At 68.4% G+C, this 21,926-nt stretch carries 19 protein-coding genes; 10 read left to right on the top strand and 9 right to left on the bottom strand.

All coding sequences use genetic code 11. The annotated features are described in order from the left end of the window. The first annotated feature begins 10 nt into the window (after positions 1-10). Positions 11-2,587, top strand: coding sequence for a heavy metal translocating P-type ATPase (locus Amac_RS38970; protein WP_155359439.1), 2,577 nt, complete (start codon positions 11-13; stop codon positions 2,585-2,587). Positions 2,588-2,682: 95 nt separating this feature from the next. On the opposite strand, the gene Amac_RS38975 is transcribed toward Amac_RS38970, so the two are convergent. From Amac_RS38975 to Amac_RS39005, 7 genes are all read right to left on the bottom strand, one after another. Next, positions 2,683-4,476 (bottom strand): glycerol-3-phosphate dehydrogenase/oxidase, encoded by a 1,794-nt coding sequence (locus Amac_RS38975; RefSeq protein ID WP_155359440.1) that lies wholly within the window; start codon positions 4,474-4,476, stop codon positions 2,683-2,685. A gap of 99 nt (positions 4,477-4,575) precedes the next feature. After that, entirely contained in the window at positions 4,576-5,310 is a 735-nt protein-coding gene (locus Amac_RS38980) for a GntR family transcriptional regulator (RefSeq protein ID WP_170322882.1), read from the bottom strand. A 95-nt stretch (positions 5,311-5,405) separates the two neighbouring features. Then, positions 5,406-6,446 carry a dihydrodipicolinate synthase family protein gene (locus tag Amac_RS38985; protein ID WP_155359442.1) on the bottom strand — a complete coding sequence of 347 codons (1,041 nt, stop codon included), beginning with the start codon at positions 6,444-6,446 and terminating at the stop codon, positions 5,406-5,408. Between the two features lies 1 nt (position 6,447). After that, complete coding sequence (locus Amac_RS38990; RefSeq protein ID WP_155359443.1) at positions 6,448-7,464, bottom strand: NAD-dependent epimerase/dehydratase family protein; 1,017 nt, start codon at positions 7,462-7,464, stop codon at positions 6,448-6,450. A 64-nt stretch (positions 7,465-7,528) separates the two neighbouring features. Continuing rightward, positions 7,529-8,596: a Gfo/Idh/MocA family protein gene (locus Amac_RS38995; protein ID WP_155359444.1), complete on the bottom strand. Its 1,068-nt coding sequence runs from the start codon at positions 8,594-8,596 to the stop codon at positions 7,529-7,531. Next, positions 8,593-9,834, bottom strand: a complete 1,242-nt coding sequence (locus tag Amac_RS39000; protein WP_155359445.1) for a hypothetical protein — start codon at positions 9,832-9,834, stop codon at positions 8,593-8,595. The genes Amac_RS38995 and Amac_RS39000 overlap by 4 nt, the downstream gene beginning before the upstream one ends. A 7-nt stretch (positions 9,835-9,841) precedes the next feature. Further along, positions 9,842-10,630 (bottom strand): HAD-IIA family hydrolase, encoded by a 789-nt coding sequence (locus Amac_RS39005; protein ID WP_218041557.1) that lies wholly within the window; start codon positions 10,628-10,630, stop codon positions 9,842-9,844. Positions 10,631-10,819: 189 nt separating this feature from the next. On the opposite strand from Amac_RS39005, the gene Amac_RS39010 reads away from it, so the two are divergent. The 4 genes from Amac_RS39010 to Amac_RS39025 all read left to right on the top strand — a co-directional run bounded on the left by Amac_RS39010 (position 10,820) and on the right by Amac_RS39025 (position 15,381). Next, positions 10,820-11,638, top strand: a complete 819-nt coding sequence (locus tag Amac_RS39010) for a sugar phosphate isomerase/epimerase family protein (protein WP_218041558.1) — start codon at positions 10,820-10,822, stop codon at positions 11,636-11,638. A gap of 106 nt (positions 11,639-11,744) precedes the next feature. Next, positions 11,745-13,229, top strand: coding sequence for a xylulokinase (locus Amac_RS39015; protein WP_155359448.1), 1,485 nt, complete (start codon positions 11,745-11,747; stop codon positions 13,227-13,229). Next, the gene (locus tag Amac_RS39020; protein ID WP_155359449.1) at positions 13,226-14,617 is read left to right on the top strand and encodes an iron-containing alcohol dehydrogenase; all 1,392 of its coding nucleotides are present in this window, start codon (positions 13,226-13,228) and stop codon (positions 14,615-14,617) included. Before Amac_RS39015 ends, Amac_RS39020 begins: the two co-directional genes overlap by 4 nt. A gap of 83 nt (positions 14,618-14,700) precedes the next feature. After that, positions 14,701-15,381, top strand: a complete 681-nt coding sequence (locus Amac_RS39025) for a 1-(5-phosphoribosyl)-5-((5-phosphoribosylamino)methylideneamino)imidazole-4-carboxamide isomerase (RefSeq protein WP_155359450.1) — start codon at positions 14,701-14,703, stop codon at positions 15,379-15,381. A gap of 9 nt (positions 15,382-15,390) precedes the next feature. Here the strand turns inward: Amac_RS39025 and Amac_RS39030 are convergent, their stop codons facing one another. Next, positions 15,391-16,149, bottom strand: coding sequence for a glycerophosphodiester phosphodiesterase (locus Amac_RS39030; protein ID WP_170322883.1), 759 nt, complete (start codon positions 16,147-16,149; stop codon positions 15,391-15,393). A gap of 355 nt (positions 16,150-16,504) precedes the next feature. Here Amac_RS39030 and Amac_RS39035 point away from each other — a divergent pair, with 355 nt between their 5' ends. The 3 genes from Amac_RS39035 to Amac_RS39045 all read left to right on the top strand — a co-directional run bounded on the left by Amac_RS39035 (position 16,505) and on the right by Amac_RS39045 (position 19,745). Further along, positions 16,505-17,860 (top strand): extracellular solute-binding protein, encoded by a 1,356-nt coding sequence (locus Amac_RS39035; protein WP_155359452.1) that lies wholly within the window; start codon positions 16,505-16,507, stop codon positions 17,858-17,860. After that, entirely contained in the window at positions 17,857-18,834 is a 978-nt protein-coding gene (locus Amac_RS39040; protein WP_155359453.1) for a carbohydrate ABC transporter permease, read from the top strand. The genes Amac_RS39035 and Amac_RS39040 overlap by 4 nt, the downstream gene beginning before the upstream one ends. Positions 18,835-18,980: 146 nt before the next feature. After that, complete coding sequence (locus tag Amac_RS39045; protein ID WP_170322884.1) at positions 18,981-19,745, top strand: carbohydrate ABC transporter permease; 765 nt, start codon at positions 18,981-18,983, stop codon at positions 19,743-19,745. Positions 19,746-19,832: 87 nt separating this feature from the next. On the opposite strand, the gene Amac_RS39050 is transcribed toward Amac_RS39045, so the two are convergent. Continuing rightward, complete coding sequence (locus tag Amac_RS39050) at positions 19,833-20,378, bottom strand: dihydrofolate reductase family protein (protein ID WP_155359455.1); 546 nt, start codon at positions 20,376-20,378, stop codon at positions 19,833-19,835. 129 nt (positions 20,379-20,507) lie between these two features. Here Amac_RS39050 and Amac_RS39055 point away from each other — a divergent pair, with 129 nt between their 5' ends. Further along, on the top strand, positions 20,508-21,737 hold the full coding sequence (locus Amac_RS39055; RefSeq protein WP_174900279.1) for an ABC transporter substrate-binding protein: 1,230 nt from the start codon (positions 20,508-20,510) through the stop codon (positions 21,735-21,737). Next, positions 21,734-21,910 carry a hypothetical protein gene (locus Amac_RS39060; protein ID WP_155359456.1) on the top strand — a complete coding sequence of 59 codons (177 nt, stop codon included), beginning with the start codon at positions 21,734-21,736 and terminating at the stop codon, positions 21,908-21,910. The genes Amac_RS39055 and Amac_RS39060 overlap by 4 nt, the downstream gene beginning before the upstream one ends. Positions 21,911-21,926: the final 16 nt, after the last annotated feature.

Genomic DNA, 21,926 nt, shown 5'->3' on the forward strand with positions numbered 1-21,926 from the left:
GGAGCAGACGATGACGATCATCACTGACGAGCGGGCCAGACAGGCGATCGAACTCTCGATCACCGGCATGACCTGCGCGTCCTGCGCCAACCGGATCGAACGTAAGCTCAACAAGCTGGACGGCGTCTCGGCCACGGTCAACTACGCCACCGAGAAGGCCACCGTCCACGCCGCCCCCGGCGTCCCCACCGAAACCCTGATCAACGAGGTCCGCAAAGCCGGATACGACGCCAGCCTGCCCGCCCAGAAAACCCCGGAAGCGCCCGACGAATTGGCGCCGCTCCGGCAGCGCCTGATCATCTCGATCGTCCTGTCGGTCCCGGTGATCGCGATGGCGATGATCCCGGCTCTCCAGTTCGACTACTGGCAGTGGCTCTCGCTGACCCTCGCGGCCCCGGTCGTCGCCTACGGCGGATGGCCGTTCCACCGCGCCGCCTGGACCAACCTCCGGCACGGCGCGGCCACCATGGACACGCTGGTCTCGCTCGGCACCCTAGCCGCCTTCGGCTGGTCGATCTGGGCGCTGTTCCTCGGCACGGCGGGCATGCCCGGCATGACCCACCCGTTCGCGTTCGTCATCGAACGCGGCGACGCGTCGGCCAACATCTACCTGGAGGCCGCCGCCGGGGTGACCGCGTTCATCCTGACCGGCCGCTACTTCGAGGCCCGCGCCAAACGCCGCGCCGGTTCGGCCCTGCGCGCCCTGCTCGACCTGGGCGCCAAGGACGTCGCCGTGCTCCGTGACGGCCGGGAGACCCGCGTCCCCACCGACCAGCTCGCCGTCGGCGACCTCTTCGTGGTACGGCCAGGCGAGAAGATCGCCACGGACGGCGTGGTCGAGGAGGGCGGTTCCGCCGTCGACATCTCGATGCTCACCGGCGAACCCGTCCCCGCCGAGGTCGGCCCCGGCGACCCGGTCACCGGAGCCACCCTCAACACCTCAGGACGCCTGGTCGTACGCGCCACCCGTGTCGGCGCCGACACCAAGCTGGCCCAGATGGCCGCCCTCGTCGAAGCCGCCCAAGCCGGAAAGGCCCAGGTCCAGCGCCTGGCCGACCGCATCTCCGGCGTCTTCGTGCCGATCGTGATCGCCCTCGCGGTCGCTACGCTGGGCTTCTGGCTCGGCACCGGCGGCGGCGCGGCGGCGGCCTTCACCGCGGCCGTGGCCGTGCTTATCATCGCCTGCCCGTGCGCGCTCGGCCTGGCCACCCCGACCGCACTCCTGGTCGGAACCGGCCGGGGCGCCCAGCTCGGCATCCTCATCAAGGGCCCCGAAGTCCTGGAGTCCACCCGCGCCGTCGACACCATCGTCCTCGACAAGACCGGCACGGTCACCGAGGGCAAGATGACCCTGATCGACGTCATCCCCGCCCTCGGCGAGAACCGCGACGAGGCCCTCTCCTTCGCGGCCGCCCTCGAACACGCCTCAGAGCACCCCATCGCCAAGGCCATCACGGCGTCCTTCCGCGCCCTGCCGGCCGGCCTTGAAACCGGCAAGACCAACACGGCCGCCCTACCCGCCCGCCCTGAAGCCGGCAAGGCCAACACGACCTCCCTGCCTGTCCGCCCCGAAACCGGCGAAACCAACGCGACCTCTCCACCCGCTGAAATCAGCAAGGCCAACACGACCTCCGTGCCCGCCCGCCCTCAAACCGGCGAAGCCAACGCGACTTCTCTGCCCGCTGAAGTCGGCAAGGCCATCGCCACCTCCTTGCCTGCCCCGCGCAAGCCCATCGACGCTGAACCCAGCAGGGCGACGACCCCTCGCGCCCTGCCCAGTCCCGAGGGTTTCGCCAACCTCGAAGGGCTTGGCGTCCGGGGTGTGGTCGACGGGCGTGCCGTCCTCGTGGGACGGCCCGAGTTGGTGGGTTCGCTGCCGCCCGAGCTCGAAGTCGCGGTGGCCGATGCCCAGGCCGCAGGCCGTACCGCAGTGGCTGTCGGATGGGACGGGAAGGCGCGGGCGGTGATCACCGTCGCGGACACCGTGAAACCGACGTCGGCGGAGGCGGTGTCGAACCTGCGGGCGCTCGGACTGACCCCGATCCTGCTCACCGGCGACAACCAGGCCGCCGCCCGAGAAGTTGCCGCCGAAGTCGGGATAAATCAGGAAGACGTCATCGCCGACGTGCTGCCCGCCGACAAGGTGGACGCGGTCAAGCGGCTCCAGGCCGAGGGCCGGGTCGTGGCGATGGTCGGCGACGGCGTCAACGACGCGGCGGCGCTGGCCCAAGCCGACCTGGGTCTGGCCATGGGCACGGGCACCGACGCGGCCATCCAGGCCGCCGACCTCACCCTGGTCCGGGGCGACCTGCGGGTGGCCGCCGACGCCATCCGCCTGGCCCGGCGCACCCTCCGCGTGATCAAGGGCAACCTGTTCTGGGCGTTCGCCTACAACGTGGCCGCCCTGCCCCTGGCCGCCCTCGGCCTGCTCAACCCGATGATCGCCGGAGCCGCGATGGCGCTCTCGTCCGCATTCGTGGTGGCCAACAGCCTGCGCCTGCGCGGGTTCAGGACATCAGTTCGCGAGCCGCGAGCGCACCAGCACGGTTTGCCAGATCGGCATGCTACGACGTCCCCGACCTTCTGACGGGAACCCGCTCATCAGACTGCCCCCACTGTCGTGCCTGGTCAGGACCGTAGTGGCAGTCCACTTAGCAACCTATTAGCAAACGGTCCTGCCGGTCACATCAGCGCCGACGCGACCTGCGGGCGTGCTTCGGGCGCGGCTGATCGGCGGGCGTCCGCCGCCTCGTCGTCGGGCTGGGTCTGGGAATCCCGCTCAGCCTCGACCCGGGCTGTATACACGGCGATCTCCCGGTTCCGGGTGGCGGCGTCCCAGCCGAGTTCGGCGGCCATCAGGTCAGCGACCTCCTCGGCGCAGGCCACCCCCCGGTGGGGATATTCGATGCTGATCCGGGTGCGCCTGGTGAGCACGTCCTCCAGGTGTAACGCGCCCTCATGGCTGGCCGCGTACACGACCTCGGCGCGCAGGTAGTCGGGCGTGGATGTGATCGGCGCGAGCAGGTCCGGCCGGTCCACCGCCGCCGCCAGCACGTCGTGCAGCTGCGAGCCGTACCGATCGAGCAGGTGGCAGATCCGGTACGGGTGGATGTCGTACCGGTGGCCAAGCTCTTCGACCTGGTTGACCAGCGCATGGTAGCCGTCGGCGCCGAGCAGGGGAACCCGGTCGGTGATCGACCGCCGGATGAGCCGGGGGATGTCAGGGGCGGCGGCGCGCACGGCGGAGGCGGCCATCACGCGGTATGTCGTAAGCTTGCCGCCGGCGATCGCCACCAGGCCGGGCGAGACCCGGGCCACCGCGTGCGTGCGGGAGAGTTTGTGTGAGGAGAGGTTGTGTGAGGAGAGGTTGGAGGTCTGCTCATTCTCCCCGGCTAGCAGCGGCCGCAGCCCGGCGTAGACACCCTCGATGTCCTCATGGGTCAGCGGGGTGACCAGCACCCGGTTGACGTGGTCGAGCACGTAGTCGATGTCGGCCTTGGTGGCGGCCGGATGGGCCAGGTCGAGGTTCCACTCCGTGTCGGTGGTGCCGATGATCCAGTGGTTCCGCCACGGTATGACGAACAGTACCGACTTCTCGGTGCGAAGAATCAGACCGGATTCGGAGACGATCCGGTCCCGGGGCACGACCAGGTGCACTCCCTTGGAGGCTCGCACCCGGAACCGGCCGCGACTGCCGGACAACCGCTGGATCTCGCCGGTCCACACCCCGGTGCAGTTGATCACGGCGTGCGCTTTGACCTCGGTCCGCTCGCCCGTCTCGCAGTCCAGCACGCGAACCCCACAGACCCGGTCGGCCTCCCGCAGGAAACCGATGACCTGGGTCGAGGTGCGGACCACGGCACCGTACTGCGCGGCGGTCCTGGCGATCGTGAGCGTGTGCCGGGCGTCGTCAACCTGGGCGTCGAAGTACCGCATGCCACCGATCAGCGCGTTCCGGCGCAGCGCAGGCATCAGCCGCAGCGCCCCGGCTTTGGTGAACTGCCGGTGCCGAGGCACGGAGCGTGCGCCCCCCATCGTGTCGTACAGGATCAGGCCGGCGGTGACGTACGGCCGCTCCCAGAACCGCTTGGTGAGGGGGTAGAGGAAGGCGACCGGCTTCACCAGGTGCGGGGCGAGCCGGCTGAGCATCAGGTCGCGTTCCCGCAGCGCCTCGCGGACCAAGCCGAATTCGAGCTGCTCCAGGTAGCGCAACCCGCCGTGGAACAGCTTCGACGAACGCGACGAGGTTCCCGACGCCAGGTCGCGAGCCTCGACCAAGGCGACCCGCAGTCCGCGGGTGACCGCGTCCAGGGCGGTGCCCACACCCACCACCCCTCCGCCGATCACTACCACGTCGAACTGTTCAGATCCGAGTCTCCGCCACGCGGTCTCCCGCTCGGACGGCCCCAACCGGCCCGGTGGCTCCAACGCCGGACGGCGGGCGGGTCGGTGTCCGTTGTCACGATCGGTCGCCATGCGCATAAGCCCATCTGTTAAACATAAGACGTCTTATGACTTATTCTAGCGAGCGCATGCCGATTCGGACACCGGATACTCAGCGTCGGTGTCTGGCGTTCAGCTGACGCTCGGACCGGGGCCGCGCCGGTACACGCGCAGCTCGACCACCGACGGGACGTGCCATTCCATCGACCGCATCACCGGCCGGCCCTGCGCGTCCACGTCCACCTGCTCAAGGTGCTGCAGGGGAGTGCCCACCGCGACGTCGAGCACCCGGGCCAGCTTGCGATCGGCCACTACGGGAACCAGGATCGCCTCTCCGTGATCGACCGCATGGGCACGTTCGGCCAGCAACCGGTACAGCGAACCGCGGAAAGCGTTTCGGTCCGCCTTGGGATCCACGATGTCGGCCGGGATGTAGTCCTCAGAGTAGATAGCCGGACGGCTGGCGGCCGTACGGACTCGGCGGATCTCCACCACGCCGGACTCGACTTCGACCCGCAGCGCCCTCGCCGTCTCGTCGTCGGCGGGAACCACGCGGGCGCTGAGGATGTGCTTGCTGGCTCGGACGCCGCTGCTCTCCAAATACTCTGTGTAGCTGAAGTTCGTGTCCAGGAAGTTGCGGAGCGCCGGCCGGTGGGTGACGTAGGTACCGGAGCCGTGCTGGCGGACCACCATGCCGTCCTCGATCAATCCGCGCACGGCCTCGCGCAGAGTGACCCTGCTGACCGAGAAACGCTCGCGGAGTTGTTCCTCGTTCGGCAGCTTCGAGCCGAGCGGGAACTCCCCCGACATGATCGCGTTTCGCAGCTCGGCCCGCACCACGTCGGCGAGCAACGGTCTAGTCCGCAAGCCTGGCGCCATACCATGATCCCCCGGTAGTCAGGTCAAGTTTGCTTTACGACTATTCATATCATGTCACACGTCAGACACACTGCACTCGCATGTCAGCCCAGCCAGCCATCGAGCCGCTCGGCGATGAAGTCGTCATCGGTCAACTCTGGATAGGCGAGGCAGACCCGGTCGATCTCCTCAAGCTGCCCGGGGGAAAGATCCTCGCCGGGGTCGAGACACCAGCGGCCGGCCAGCAATCCCTGGCGGCGCAGGATCTCGTGGATGCCGGGGATGCAGCCGTGGAAGCCCCCGGCCACGTCGAAGATCACGGCGTTGGCGTCGGTGAGCGAGCCATCCAGGACGAGCAGGCGTCGCAACGCGAAGTCGTCACCGGCGCGAGCGGCGGCGGCTTCGGCGTGCAGCCGTACGGCGGGCTCGGTCCAGACCGCCCACTGGCCGAGCAGCCCGCCGACGAACTCGACCTCCATGGTCCGCCCGTCCAGAGTGACCCGGTTTCGGATCGCGAGGTCGGGCAAAATGTGGTTGTCATTGCCCGTGTAGAGGGCGATCTCCGGCAACCGTCCCGATCGGCAGACGCCGTGCAAGACATCCAGCGTGCGGTACCGGTCGAACGGCGCGACCTTGATTCCGGCCACCGACGGGATAGCGGCGAACTCCGTCCAGTAGCCCGCCGAGAGCACGCGTCCGCCGACGGCCGGCTGCAAGTAGAAGCCGATCACCGGGAGCACTTCGCCGACGGCGCGGGCGCGATCGAGTAACTCGGCCTCGCTCACCTCCGTCGCGGGGGCGAGCAGGGCCAGGTGGTAGCCCAGCGCGGCGGCGAGCTCCGCCTCCCGGACCGCCTGCTCCGTCGGCCCCTGGACCCCGGCGATCAGCACGACCGGCCGACCGGCCTCCGCCGCGACCGTTTCCGCGGCGAGTTCCAGCACGGGAGAGAGAAGGCCGTTGTCATGGATCGCGAACTGGGTGGTGTGCACCCCGACGGCGAGCCCACCGGCACCGGTGGCCAGGTAGTAGCGGGTGAGCGCCCGCTGGCGGCGTTCGTCCAGGCGGCGCCGGGCGGTTAGCGCCAGCGGGTGAGCGGGGATCGCGCAGCCGCGGGCGAACAAGGCGAGGGCTTCGGTCGCGGTCATGTCAGAACCGGCCGTCACGGCGCTGGAACCCGGTCGGCTTGTTCAGCGACGGAAGGCCTGACCCGACCCACGCGGCGGTGTAGTCGAGAAGCTCGTCAAGGGTGACGTCGGGATAGCCGAAGAGCCGATGGCACCGTCCCGCGTTGGACAGCAGGGCGGTGTCCGCCTCCTGCCCGGTGAAACGGACCGGCACGTCGAGGCGAGCCGCCAGGGCGGCCGCCACCTGCCGGATCGAGACCAGCTCGGGACCGGTCACGTTGAGGACGGCGGGAGGGACATCCGCCAGCAGGAGAGCCCGGAGCACGACCTCGTTGGCGTACCCCTGCCACACCATGTTGGCGTGGCCCATGGTCAAGTCGATCGGCTCTCCCGCCAGGATCGCGCCGGCCAGGTCGACGAGCAGGCCGTAGCGCATCTCCACCGCGTAGTTCAGCCGGATCAGCGCGGTGGGGGTGCCGCTCACGACGGCTGAGTGTTCCAGAATCCGCTCCCGGCCCAGGCAGCTCATCGCGTACTCGCCGACCGGTCCCAGCGGGGTGTCCTCGGTCGGTCCCGCAGCGGCGACCGGTGTGAGCGGATAAACGTTGCCGGTGGACAGGGCGACGATCCGGCTGCCGCGGAAGCGCTGGACGACCCGTCCCGGCAGGAAGGCATTGGTATACCAGGTGGCCGCCTCCCGGCCGCTGGTGCCGAACTTGGCACCGACCAGGAACACCACGTTCGGGGCGTCTGGCAGATCTCCAAGCGCCGTGTCATCAGCGATGTCCGCAGCGATCGTGGTGGCGCCGATCGCCCGCAACTCGTCGGCGAGACCGCTCTCGCCGAACCGGGAGACCGCGATCACCCGGCGACCGCCGCCAGCGGCCTCGGCGGCGCGCACCGCAAGCCGTACCAGGCTGGGCCCGAGCTTGCCGCCGGCGCCCAGCACCAGCAAATCGCCGTCGATCTTCCGCAGGTCGTCGACAAGGGCGGTGCGGGGCGTGCTGAGCCGGTCCTCCAGCTCGGCCACGGACTCCATGCTGATCTCCTATGTAGATCTAAGACGACTGATGATTCTTGGGTTATCGACCTCGGCCGACCGGTCACGCGTGGCCATCACGCTCAGCATGAATGACATCGGCGGACTGCCCGGTCTCGGCGGACTGGTAGATCGCCAGCACCGTGGCCAGGGCGGCGGCGGCGTCCCGCGGACCGATGGGGGGCGCCAAACCGGCCTGAACGGCCTGCAGGAAACCGCGTAGCACCTCGACGTAACCGCCGAGGACGGGCGAGTCCACCGTGTTCCACCGTCCCGCCGACAGGTCGCCCCATGGCTGGCGCAGGTACACCCGCGCCTGACCGCCCTGATACGGATCGGGCAGGTCGATCCGGCCCTGCGAACCGTCGATCTCGATGCGTTCCTCCGCCCGCGCGCCGGGGCTGTGCGCGGACGCGGCGAGGGTGGCCAGGGCGCCGCCGGAGAGCTTGAGCACGGCGCCGGCGTTGTCCTCCACCTCGACCTTAGCGGTCAGAGTGGCGATCTCCGCGCTGGCCCTGATCACCTCCAGGCCGGTCAGGTAGCGGAGGGCGTCGAGCTGGTGCAGGACGTTCATCAACACGACCCCGCCCCCGGCCTTCGCCCGCCGGGACCGCCAGCCGTCCGCCACCCGGCCCGACGGGCCGGACTCCCAGTAGGAGTCCGGCTTGTCGATCACCGTACGAATCCGCACCGCCCGGACCTGCCCGATCGCCCCCGCCGCGATCAGGTCGCGGGCGGCGCGCACCGGACCGGTCATGCGCATCGGAAACACGACCCCCAACCGGCGATCCCGCTCGGCCGCGGCCCGCTCAAGGGCGCGCAGCTCCGCGAGGTCGAGCGCCATGGGCTTCTCCACGAGGACGTGACGGTTCGCCTGCAGCGCCTGGCGAGTGATGGGCGCGAGCAGGTGGTGCGGCACGGCCACGTAGACGATGTCGACCGCGGGGTCCGCCAGCAGCGAGGCGAGCGATCCATGCACGGCGGCCCCGCGCGGCAGGGCCAGGCTGGCGGCCAGGTGCTCGACCAGGTCGAAGGCGCCGGCGAGACGGCCGCCGGGCAGCTCGTCGATGGCGTGGCACAGGTCGACCGCGGCGCCACCGCAGCCGGCCACGCCCACCCCGAGCCGGGTCATCCGGCTGGCTCGGCATCGGCTGGGTACCCGCCACCGGCGACCAGATGCGACCGCGTGTCGAAGTACTTGTCGCCATAGTGCTCGACGGCCAGAGCCACCACGTCGAGCCCGCCGGCCGGATCGATGATCGCCCACGGGCGGGCGATCCGGACCGGGCCGGGCGGCAAGAGCTCGCGCGCGTCCCAGACGCCGGACGCGTTCCGGTCGCGGCGCTCGAAAAACCAGATGCCGGCGCTCTCGCGGGTCAGGTAGATCCGCCCGCCCGGACTGCGGTGCGGAAACGCGACGCCGCCCGCGTAGAAGCCGGCGTGGGTGTAGCCGAAAATGGTCCCGGCCGGAGCCACGTCCTCGGTGTGCCAGCCGCCGTCACGATAGATGCTGACGTGGTAGCGCGCGTCCACGGTCGCGTCGTCGCCCTTGACCTTCGACACAAAGCCGATCTCGAAGTCCGGCCCGTCCGACACGTCGAACAGGTTGACCGTACGGTCCGACGGCGTAGCGTGCACCAGTTCAAGCTGGTCCTGGTTGAGGGGCAGGGTGGCCTCGACGTACAGATTGGCGATGACGGCGCCGTCGCCGGGCAGGCTCACCTCGCCGGTCTCGAGGTCGACCTGGCAGGCCCAGACATCGTGCAGCGGCCGCGGCGTCTCCTGCGGATGTCCGGACACGGCCATCCGCACCGTGCGGCCGTCCTCGAGCATCGTCGTGGCCAGATAGATCATCTGATCAGTGTCGAAGACGAGGAACGGAACGGGCTCCCCCCAGGAGGCCGCCCAGTCGTCCGACCGGCGGTAGCTCCACCCGATCTCGTCGACCCTGGTGAACAGGTGCAGTTCGTCGCCGCGCACGTGCACTTGCGCGTAGCTGGTCTCACCGCCGAACTTCAGGTCTCGCTGAGGATGCCAGCCGTTGATCTCGGTGGCGTTCTCGGCGGGGACGCTTTCGGAGACGACGTTTTCGGATATACGGAACTGCAGTGTGTCGCCGCAGTCGTGCCGCGAGTAGAACGCGACCAACGGCTTGCCCGGCACGGCGACCAACGCGGGGTTGTTGTGATCGTCCGGCTCGTACGCGGCCAGGATAGTCCTGGCCGAACGGTGCGTCACCAGATTCCAGGTCGCGGCGTAGATCTGTCCGGCGGAATCCATCGCCCCGAAGAACACGCGGTCCCTGATTCGCACCGCGCGCGGCCGGGTCCACCAGCACCACGAGACATCTTCGAGCAAAATGCCCTTCATGAGGCCCTCACTTCTTCAGGGGTTGTCGGGTGACCTCGCCGGTCATCAAGTGAGCGATACTGTCGAGAACATAGGTCGGCGGCGGGTCGGCCCGGCGGGCGGCGGCCCGGTCCGTCGCACCCGAGAGCACGAGAGCCGCGTCGATTCCCGCGCCGACGGCCATCGCGACGTCGGTCTCCAACCGGTCCCCCACGATCAGTACCTCGCCTGCCGGTAGCCCGAACCGGGCCAGGATGGTGGCGGCCATCTGCGGAGACGGCTTGCCGACCACCGCCTCCGCTGTTACTCCCGTGCACGCCTCGATCGCGGCGAGCATGGCCGCGCAGTCCGGGAGCCCGCCCTCCGGCGTGGGACAGTAGCGGTCCGGATTGGTCGCCACGATCGCGGCCCCGGCGGTGACCGCGCGGAACGCCGCGTGCAGCTTGGCGTAGTCGAAGCCGCGGTCGAACGACACCACGACCAGGTCGGCGCGCTCCGCGTCGGCGGCGGCAAGCACCATGAAGCCGTGGCGGCGAAGCGTGTCCGCCAGCAGTGGCTCGGAAACGCACAGCACGGAGGCGCCGGGGTGCCTGTCGCACAGGTAGCCGACCATGGCGTCGAGCGAGGAGACCACCTCGTCCGGCGCCGTGGGTATCCCGAGCCGGGTCAGCTTCGCCGCGTACGTCGCGGACGGATCGAGCGGCTTGTTGGTCAGGTAGAGGACTGAGCGATTCGCCTCACGCACCGCCTCGATCACCGCGCGGGCGCCCGGCAGCAGCCGTTCGCCCAGGTAAACGGTGCCGTCGAGGTCGAACACGATTCCACGATATCGATCCAGGATATTTGCCAACCCGTTCCAATCCAGACATTTCATATCGTAAGACGTCTGATGACTTTACCGATCCCACGCCGGGACTGTCCACTCCTTGACGCAATGTCATAAGTCATCATACGTTTTATGTCTCAAGCTCCGGTAGTGGTTCCCGGAGCCCGCCGAGGAGTGCGAGTGACGCCTGATCACGACAGCCAGATCCATGAAGCGCAGCCGGCCGACCAGGGCAGGCGTCCTCGCCTCCTGCGGCACGGCCTGTGCTCGGTGACCTTCCGGCCGCTACCGGTCGTGAAGGTGATCGAACTTGCCGTGTCGGCCGGGCTGAGCGTCGTTGAGTGGGGGGCTGACATCCACGTCCCCCCCGGCGACCTCGCCGTCGCGAGGGAGGTCAGGAGCCGGACGGCCGAGGCGGGACTGGCGGTCGGATCGTACGGGACATACGTCTATCTGGGGCCGGACTGCGAGTTCGGGCCGGTCATCGCCGGGGCCTTGGCCCTGGGCGCGCCCCGGATCCGGGTGTGGGCCGGGCGCACGGGCTCCGCCGCGGTCACCGCAGCCGAGCGCGCCGCCGTCGTGGCCTCGGCCAGGGAGCTCGCCGCCCGCGCCGAGGACGCGGGACTCACGGTCGGACTCGAGTTCCACGACGGCAGCCTCACCGACACCGCCGAATCCACGCTCGCGCTGCTCGCCGACATCGACCGGCCTGTGATCAATACCTACTGGCAGCCGCCTCCGGGTCTGGACGACGGCGCGACCCTGGCCGGACTCGACCTGATCCTCCCGCACGTCATCGCCGTGCACGCGTGCTCGCTCTCGCCCACCGGGCGATGGCTGCCGCTGGACGCCAGGCGCAGGCTCTGGGAGGCCGTCGTGGCCAGGCTGGTGGCCCGCGGCGTACCGACCGACGTGCTGCTGGAGTTCGTGCTGAACGACGATCCGCTCCAGTTCGCCGAGGACGCGCAGGCCCTGGACGCGATCATCAGGGGCGCGTGAAAACCAGCTCACGCTGAACATCAGACGAATGATCGTCATCCCAAGCGTTGCTCCAAGAGTCGTAATACGTCTACTGTCTACATCTACTTCGCGACGGGAGGACTGAATGTCCTACGTGATGGGCGTCGATGTCGGCTCGCAGAGCGTCAAGGGCGTGCTGCTGGATCCAGACGGCAGGCAGGTCGCCGCGGGTGGCCACGGCTACCCGATGAGCCACCCCGCCGCCGGCTGGGCCGAACAGGATCCACTGGACTGGTACGGCGGCCTGGCCGAGGTATCCCGGCGCCTGGTGAAGACCGCCGGAATCCGCCCCGGCGAGGTCGGCCATCTGTGCCTGGCCTCCCAGGTGGACGGGGTGGTGGTCACCGAGGCGGACCTGACCCCCCGCCGTCCCGCGATCATCTGGCTGGACTGCAGGGCGACAGCCGAGGCCGCCGAGTTGGCCGAGCGCGTCGGCGCCGACCGGATCTTCGCGATCACAGGGCTGAACGCCGACGCCTTGCACGTGGCGCCGAAGATCGCCTGGCTGCGCCGGCACGAACCCGAGGTGCTGCGCCTCGCGTCGGCGCTGCTGCCGGTGGGTGGCTGGCTGCTCGCCAAGCTGACCGGCGTCCTCGCGCAGGACCCCGCCAACGCCTCCAGCACGATGCTGTTCGACGTGACCTCCGGGAACTGGTCCGACGAGTTGCTCGCCGCCATGTCCCTCGACCCGGCGCTGCTCGGCGCCGTACGGCCCTCGACCGAGGTGGCCGGGACGCTCACCGCGACGGCGGCCGGCGACCTCGGGCTGAGCACCGGGTGCCGAGTCCTGGTCGGCACGGGCGACGAGCACGCCGCGTCTGTGGGCGCCGGAGCCGTCCGCCCCGGAATCGTGGCCGATGTCGCGGGCACGGCGGAGCCCGTCACGGTTACGGCCCGCACGCCGGTGTTCGACCCCACCCGGCTGGTCGAGACCCATGCCCACGCGCTGCCGGGGCTGCTGCTGGTGGAGAACCCGGGGTTCGTCTCCGGCGGCTGCACGCTGTGGCTCGCCGGCACGATCCTCGGCCTCGACCAGGGCACGCTGATCGGACGAGCGTCGACCGTACCGGCCGGCAGTGACGGCGCGCTGTTCCTCCCCACGTTGAGCGGAGCCACCACACCGGTATGGGACGACCGGATGCGCGGGGTGTTCGCCGGGTTGTCGATGAACCACGGGCCCGCGCACCTGGCCCGCGCGGTGATCGAGGGCTGCGTCTACGCGCTGCGCGACATCGTCGACCGGCTCGGCGAGCTCGGCCTGCTCACCGCCGACAGCGAGATCCGGGTGGTCGGCGGGGGCGCCCGATCGGCGCTATGGCTCCAGATCAAGGCCGACGTGCTCAACCGCCCTGTGCGCGCGGTGCGCAGGCTGGACGGCGCCGCGTCCGGCGCGGCACTGCTCGCCGGCCTCACCGCCGGCACCTTCGACTCGGTCGAGGACGCCGTGGAACGCGGCGTGGATCTCGACCCCCAACCGTATCTGCCCGACCCGCACAGGGCCGAGATCTACACCCACGGCCACGCCGCATACCGCCGACTGTTCTACGCCACCCGTGAGGCTATGTCATGACCGCACTCGCCGAACCCTCCAACGCGCTGTCCCAGGTCCGCGCGATCTTCGGTTCAGCCGCCGACATCGGGTTACGCCGTCTCGTCGCCGGCCCTGGGACGTTGCGCCGTCTCGGTGAGCTGGTGCGGGAGACCCGCAGCGGCAGCGGGCCGATCGTGCTTCTGACCGACGCCACCCCCAAGGTGGCGTACGGAGCCGACCTCACCGAATCGGTGCTCGACCGGCTCCGCCAGGTGGGCCGGCCGGTGCACGTCACCGTCGGGTCTCCTGGCCACCACACGACGGCTGACCCGGCCACGGTGGCTGACGCGATAGCCAGGACCGCGGGAGCCGGAGTCCTGGTCACCCTGGGTTCTGGAACGATTTGCGACGTCGGCAAGGTGGCCAGCGCCCGCGGCGCGTTCCCGCACGTGGTGGTGCAAACCGCGGCCAGCGTCAACGGCTACGCCAACGCCCAGTCGGTGCTGCTGCTCGACGGGGTCAAGACCACCGTTTCGAGTAGCTGGCCGGAGGTGCTGCTGATCGATGAGGAGACGCTGGTGTGCGCCCCGCCTGAGCTCACCAGGGCCGGGCTCGGCGACCTGATCTCCGTCTACACCGCGTCCGCCGACTGGGCATTGTCCGACGCCCTGCGCGTCGACTGCGGCTATCGGCCGGAACTGGTGCGACTGCTGCGGCAGGCCGCGACGGCGGTGCTCCCGCTGGCCGGTGAACTGCCCACCGGTACCGCCGCGGTGACCGCGCTGGCGCATGGTCTCACCCTCGGCGGGCTGGTGATGGGCATGGCCGGGCAGACCGCCCCCTCATCCGGTACGGAGCACGCGATCAGCCATCTGCTGGACATGGCGGCGGGCGGCGAAGGACGGCCGCACGCGCTGCACGGCGCCCAGGTCGGGATCAGCGCCCTGGTAGCCGCCGCGACCTGGGAACACCTGGGAGCGAGGTTTGCCGCCGCGCGCGTCGAGGTGCCGCAGGACGCGGCCGCCCGCGACCAGGTGCTTGCCGCGTTCGCAGAGGTCGACCCGAGCGGCGCGATGGGCGAGCGGTGCTGGCAGGGCTATGCCGCGAAACTCCAGGCACTTCGGGCCAATCCCGAGGCTCTCGCCTCGCTGGCCGCTCGATGGGACGCCTGGGCGGATGGCGTGGCGCCACGGCTGGAGGTGCTGGCCGACGCGCTGCGCCGGGCCGGCGCGCCGACCAGGTTCACCGACCTCAACCCGGCGGTGAGTCCCGAACGAGCCCGCTGGGCCATAACCAACGCGCCGTTGCTCCGCAGCCGCCTGGGAATCGCCGACCTGGCCGGGCTGGCCGGGCTCTGGACGGATGCCGACATCGACGCCATCTTGACCCGGCTCACCTCTGTGGGAGCAGGACTGTCTGCCTCTTGACCGTGATCCACCTGTCAACGGTGGACGACCTCCTGGGCGTGAACGCCCGGGATTCCTGGCTAGATCTCGCTGAAGGAGCACCCGTGATCAACTTTGTTTTCATGCTGACCCACAACGACCGCACCGTACCCGACGCCGCCGATGTGCTGAACAGCCTGGCCGGCAGCGGGCTCCGCCACGTCGGTTTCAAAGACGTCGGGGTCAGCCCGGCGGTAATCAGAGCGCTCACCGACCAGGCCCACGAGCTGGGCATGACCGTCATGCTCGAAGTGGTATCCACCAGCCGCGAGGATGAGCTGGCGTCGCTGCACGCCGCGGTCGCCGGTGGGGTGGACTGGGTTCTCGGCGGCACCCACGGTGACGCGGGCGCGGCCCTGTTCCGCGGCACCGGGCTGCGGTACTGCCCGTTTCCGGGGACGGTGGTCGGCCATCCCAGCGTGCTGCGCGGAACGATCGAGGAGATCGCCGCGGACGCGGCCCGGCTCACCGCGCTGGACGGTGTTCACGGCGTCGACCTGCTCACCTACCGGCACGCCGACGCCGACCCGCATGGCCTGACCGCGGCCGTGACCGCCGCGAGCGGCGGCCCGGTGATCGTCGCGGGGTCGATCACCGGGGCCGCGCAAATCGCGCTCATGTCCCGGGCCGGCGCCTGGGGCTTCACCATCGGCGGAGCCATCTTCGAAGGGAAGCTGCCCGGTGGGCCGAGCATCGCGGATCAGGTCCGCACGGTCCTCGACTTCTCCGCCATGGTGGATGCGTAGCCCGCCGGATCAGGCGAGAGATCGGTCGACCACCTTGACGATCGCCGCCACGTCGTCGCCCATCAGACCGACGACGCCCATGGCGTGCACGCGTTCGATGGATTCCGCCGACGTCGCCGGCCACGCCCAGATCGCGACACCGGCCTCCTGTGTGGCCCGCACCACGTCCGGAGTGAGATCGGCGTGGTGGTGCTGGATGATCTCGGCACCAATCCGGCGGGCCTGTGTGATGAGGGTCTCGGCCTGGCTCGGTCCGCGCTCAGGAAGCCGGTCCGGGGCCAGCTTCAGGCCGGGGGTCACCCGGCCCGCCTCGGCCAGCGCCTCGTGGTCGAAGGACGCGACCACGTCACGGTCCAGGCGGCCCCTGCGGGCCAGTTCCCGGGCGATGGCGGAGGCGACGAACCGCTGTTCCCGCGGCGTCTCACCTTTGGCCTCCAGGCACAGCGAGACGTCGGCCTCCTCGGCGAAATCGAACAGTTCATCCAGACAGGGCACGCGTTCGCCGGCGAATTCCGGGCCGAACCAGCCGCCCGCGTCGAGGGCGCTCAGCTCCGCCCAGGTGAGGTCGGCGACCGGCCCGGTGCCCGAGGTGGTCCGGTCGAGCGCCTCGTCGTGCATGAGCAGGAAAACGCCGTCGCGGCTGCGCCGGACGTCGACCTCGATCATGTCGGCGCCCAGCTCCGCGGCTGTCCGGTATGCCGCCATCGTTTGTTCCGGAGCGAGGAGAGAGTGCCCCCGGTGGGCGATGATCAGGGGTCTGTACGTCATGCCGGCCTCCGCGTTGACGTTGGTTCCTTGACGAGTAACATGCCATGCCCTTACCGCCAGCGACAAAGTCATTAGTCATCATATGTCATTTACCCAGTCAGCTCACCGGTCGCGTGCAGCCAGGAAGGCAGCGGTGGACCTCCTCACGGTGACCACGACTTTTACGGTCGTGCGGTAGCGCTCGTCCTTGATCAAGGTGTGCGTTTACGTAGGAGAACCGTCTTGACCCGCTTCTGCCCGGGTGGGAAGGTAGTCGACAGACATATTATGTCTTTGCAGTGTGCATCCTGGGTTCGATACGGGCCGGGTTCCACTGCCGCAGACCTCCGAAAGTGCTCATGATTGGCAGGACACGATGACCCCCTCCCTGCTAAGGACTCTCCCCGTCGGCCTCCTCGTCGTGGGACTCGCCGCGTGCGGCACAGGCGCCGGCACCGGAAGCGAAGGCGGCGACGCCGACAAAAGCGGCCCACCCGTGAAAGTTCTGATGATCGGCTATCCCGATGAAGACGGGATCGACGCGGTGACCGGTGCCAAGACGCCAGGCATCGGACAGCTCCAGGCCGCATTCGACAAGGCCAACCCCACCATCAAGATGGAGATCGTCAGCATTCCGTGGGGCGAAGGCGCCACGGGATACGCTCCCAAGACAGAGGCCATGATCAAGGCCAACGAAGCCTGCCTCTACGAGATGCCCGCCGCGCCCGCCTACGGCAAGCGCGGGCTGCTGGTCAACCTGGACACGATGATCGCAAAGGATCCGACCTTCAAGAACCTCTGGGGGGACGCGGCCCTGGAGTCCGCCCGGTCGTGGGGTCCGGACAATCCAAAGAACCTGTTCTACATACCGAACAACGCCGGCGTGCGCGTGATCCACTGGGACACGAAGCTATTCAAGGACTGGGGTGTCGAGCCGCTGTCGGCCAAGCCGACGATCCAGGAGATCGAGACCAAGGCGGCACAGATGACCGGGAAGAACCCGGTCACCGGTGAGCAGAACTACGGCTACTGGTACCAGGGCAAGTACGCGGTGTGGCAGTTCATGGCCATCGCGCACGCCATGGGCGCGCACTGGGGGGCGGAGACGGCCGAGGGCAAGCTGGAGATCAACTGGGATAGCCCCGAATACCTCCAGGCCATGGAATGGTTCGTGAAGATGTCCGCGTACGCGCCGAAAGGCGCCCTGGCCACCGAGGGCATGCCGCAGGGCTTCCTCACCGACAAGAACGTTGTGGCGATCATCCCCGAGGGCGAGAACGGCTACTTCATACCCCAGCTCATCGCGCAGCCTCAGATGCGTGAGCGGTTCCGGTCCTCCTACAACCTCAAGGGAGCCGACGGCCTCGGTGGCCTCAACAGTGTGTCCCCGCTGGCGATGGCAGCGAGCTGCCCCAACAAGGAGCAGGCGTGGACGGTGCTGAAGTGGATGGCCAGCAGCCCGGAGGCGCAGGCATACTACTTCAACACCAGCGGCCGGCTGCCGGTCGTGGAGGGCGGCGAGAAGTCCGTCCCGCAGGTCGCCGAACTGCCGGACGGCGCGATCGTGTTCGATCAGGTCCGCACCACCGACGCCGTCTACCCCTGGGCCGCCGAGCAGCCCCGGTTCGCCTTGCAGGCCCAGCTCGAAGCGGCGCTCGCCGGGAAGGTGACCGCCAAGCAGGCGCTTGAGCAGGCCCAGAAGGAGACCGACGACTGGCTCAGCAAGCAATGACGATCCCTAAGCCGAGCCCGGCGGACGCGCGCCCCCGCGTGTCCGCCGGTCGCCGGGCCATCAGAACGGGCGTCTTCGGCGGGTTCCGCCGGACAACAGTGTGGTATGCCTTTGTCTTGCCGCCGTTCGCGTTGCTCGTGCTCTTCGTATGCCTGCCGACAGCCCAGACCTTCGTGGAGGGCTTCTACCGCGAGACCGGCCCCGATCAGCGGCAGTTCGTGGGATTGGACCAGTTCGCGAACCTGGGGACCACCGGTGTCTTCTGGGACGCACTGATCAACACTGTTCTGCTCGGTGTGGCCTTCCTGGCCCTGGTCATCCCCCTCGCGGCCATCCTGTCCGCGATGTTGAACCACGTCCGGCGGGGTGCGACAGCACTCAAGGTGATCTACTTCCTGCCGCAGCTCACCTCGTCCGTCGCGGTGGCGCTGATCTTCCTCTACGTCTTCCAGCCTGACTGGGGGCTGCTCAACGGCTTCCTGCATATCCTCGGCATCGACGACGTGCCACTGTGGCTGGCCGATCCGAGTTTCGGGTTGACCGGGTCACGCGCAGCGGTGACCCTGCTAGCAGTCTGGTCAGGTCTCGGTTATTTCATCCTGATCTTCCTTGCCGGGATCCAGTCGATCCCGGTCGAACTCTACGAATCGGCCGCGGTGGACGGCGCCACCCCGCTCCAGATCTGGCGGCACATCACGCTGCCAGGTCTCCGGCCGACGATCATCTTCCTGGTCATGACCGGATCCTTCGACGCCATGGCTCGCTTCGGCGACCTGTGGACCCTGGGCGGGCCGAGCGGCTCGCCCGCCCGGACGCTGCAGTCGATCGTGATGCTGATGTACCAGGTGGGATTCGTGAGTCACGACACCAACCAAGCGGCCGCGATAGCCGTGGTGTTCTTCGTCATCATGCTCGTTCTGACGGTGGTGGCCTACCGGGCCTTCCTCAGCCGTGAATTCAAGGCTCGCTCATGACCATTCAAAAGCTCAGCCGGCAGTCGGCGAACGCGACCACGACGGGCCGCAAACAGCGGAAGCCATCCCGCGGGGCCACTAGGAACCGGCCAAACCACCTGCCCCAAATCGTCCTGGTCGGCCTGCTGTCGATCGGCGGGCTGGCCATGGTGCTGCCGTTCGTCTGGATGGTCACAACATCGTTGTCCCGCCAGTCGAACAGTGCGATGCCCCGGACCCCGACATTCTGGCCGCCTGACCCCTCGCTGTTCAACTACGAGGTCGCGGCCACGAGCCTGCCGATCGAGCGCTTTTACCTCAACAGCCTGATCGTCGTGGGACTCACGACCGTAGGCTATCTGTTCTGCAGCGCGCTGACCGGTTACGCGTTCGCCAAGGGCCGTTTTCCCGGCAAGTCATTCTTCTTCATCGCCTTCCTGAGTACGCTGCTCCTTCCATTCGAGACGAGGATGATCCCCCTCTACGACCTCATGTCCACGCTGAACTGGAACAATACCTACTGGGCGTTGATCATGCCGTTCCTGGCAGGCGGATTCGGCACCTTCCTGATGCGGCAGCACATCAGCAACCTGCCGGACGAACTCATCCACGCGGCCCGGCTCGACGGCGCCAGCGAGTTCAGGATCTTCCTGCAACTCGTGTTGCCACTCTGCAAGCCGGCGCTGGCCGCGCTGGCGATCATCAATATCATCTGGCGCTGGAACGACCTGCTCTGGCCCTTGCTGGTGACCAGCGAGCGTGACATGTACACCGTCACCCAGGGTCTCGCGATGGCCGGGCGGTCCACCGGGATCCACACCGGGGTCGCCCTCGCGACGGCGACCATGGCCGTCCTTCCCGTCATGATCATTTACGTGATCCTGCAACGGCAGATCATCCAGGGCATCGCCATGTCCGGGATGAAGGGGTAGCCAGCCGCCCTGAGGCGTACGCCCCGTGCCAGGGCACGCAACCGGCAGGTGAGCGGGCGGTTCTGGACCGCCCACTCACCCCGCTGCTCATTTGTCGGCGGGGGCATACAGGACGGACAGCACGCCGGTCTGCAGGGTGGTTGAGGAGACGACCTTGAGGGGGATCTGGGCGAGGCTGTCGAAGAGGCGCTGGCCGGTGCCGACGATGATCGGGTGGATGAGCAGTTGGAGCTCGTCCAGGAGGCCGTGGGTGAGTAGCGAGCGTACGAGGGTGGGGCTGCCGCTGATGTTGATGTCCTGGCCGGGCTGGGACTTGAGGTTGGTGATCTCCTCGACGAAGTCGCCGTTGAGGACGGTGGTGTTGTTCCAGTCGGCTTTGTCCAGCGTGGTGGAGACGACATATTTCTGGATGTTGTTGATGAAGTCGCCGAAGGGGTCGTTGTCGGGGTTGCTCGGCCAGTATTCGGACCACTCCTCGTAGAGCTTTCGGCCCATCAGCATGGCGTCCGCCGACTGCATGCCGCGGCCGATGACCTCGCCCATCTCGTCGTTGAAGTAGGGGAAGTGCCACTTCTCGGGGGACTCCACGACGCCGTCCAGCGAAATGAAGAATCCGGAAACGATCTTTCGCATTTCTGCCTCCTTGGTTGGCTTGAGCCTTCCACCGACAACTATTTTTGTCAACACTGCTGGAACTGTCGGTTGGGGTCTCTTTAGGGTTTGCGGGCGTCCGCGAGATGGCGTTGTGGGTACGCCTCCCGCATGATCAGGACGGTCGCGGTCGCGCTGCTGGCAGGCGCCGTGGCGGGGTGTGGGTCCTCGGAGGGCGGGATCGCGCAGGTCAACCTGTACAACGCGCCGCAGCAGAACATTCAGGCGATCGCGGATCGGTGCAACCGGCTGGCCGGGGGGCGGTATCGGATCGTCGTCAACGTGTTGCCGCGGGATGCCGACGGGCAGCGGGAGCAGTTGGTGCGGCGGCTGGCGGCCGGGGATCCGGGGCTGGATGTGCTCGGGCTGGATGTCACGTGGACCGCGGAGCTGGCCGAGGCGGGGTGGATTCGGGAGTGGACGGGGAGTTACGCGGAGCGGGCGCGGGCGGGGACGTTGGCGATGCCGTTGGATACGGCGATCTGGCGGGGGAAGTTGTATGCGGCGCCGTACAACACGAATGTGCAGTTGTTGTGGTATCGGTCGGATTTGGTGGCGGCTGCGCCGGTGACGTGGCAGGGGATCATGGATGCGGCCAGGCGGCTGGCGGCCGAGGGGAAGCCCGCTTATGGGGAGGTTCCGGGCGCTCAGTATGAAGGGCTGGCCGTCTGGTTCAACAGTGTGGTGGCGTCGGCGGGGGGTTCGATTCTCACGCCTGATGGGGATGCGGTCGCGTTGGGGCCGCCCGCTTTGCGGGCGTTGGGGGTTATGCGGGAGTACGCGAGGTCGAAGGCGGCTGATCCGTCGTTGTCGAATACGCATGAGGATGAGGCGCGGTTGGCGGTGGAGGGTGGGCGGGCGGCTTTTGAGGTGAACTGGCCTTATGTGTACGCCTCGATGAAGGCGAATCGGCCGGATATATTGCCATATTTCAAGTGGGCGGCGTATCCGGGGATCGATGGGCCGGGGCGGTCACCGCTGGGTGGGGCCAATTTCGCGATAAGTCGTTATTCGGGGCATCCGCGGGAGGCGTTTGAAGCGGCTCTGTGTTTGCGGGACGCGGAGAGCCAGCGGATCGCGGCGATCAAGGACGGGTTGCCGCCGACGATCGAGGCGGTGTACGACGAGCCGGAGATGGCCCGGGTCTATCCGATGCGGCAGGCCATTCTGGACGCGTTGAAGACGGCGGCGCCGCGCCCGAAAACGCCTGTCTATCAGAACGTGTCGACGGTGATCTCGGCGGTGCTGTCGCCGCCCGCGGGGATCGATCCGCCGGTGACGCTGGCGGAACTGCGACGGCAGGTGGGGGACGCATTGCAGAGCAAGGGCGTGTTGCCATGATCGACGAGGGGAGCCTGGCAGGGCACAGCAAAAGTCTGCTGCCCAGCAACGACATCTCGGCCGAACGCGGCACAAGTGTGCTGCTCAGCAACGGCATCTCGGCTGAACGCGCCACATGTGTGCTACCCGGCAACGGCATTTCGGCCGAACACGGCATAGGCGTGTTGCCGTGATCGGTGAAGGTGGTCG

The organism is Acrocarpospora macrocephala, from assembly GCF_009687865.1.
Classification (GTDB): domain Bacteria; phylum Actinomycetota; class Actinomycetes; order Streptosporangiales; family Streptosporangiaceae; genus Acrocarpospora; species Acrocarpospora macrocephala.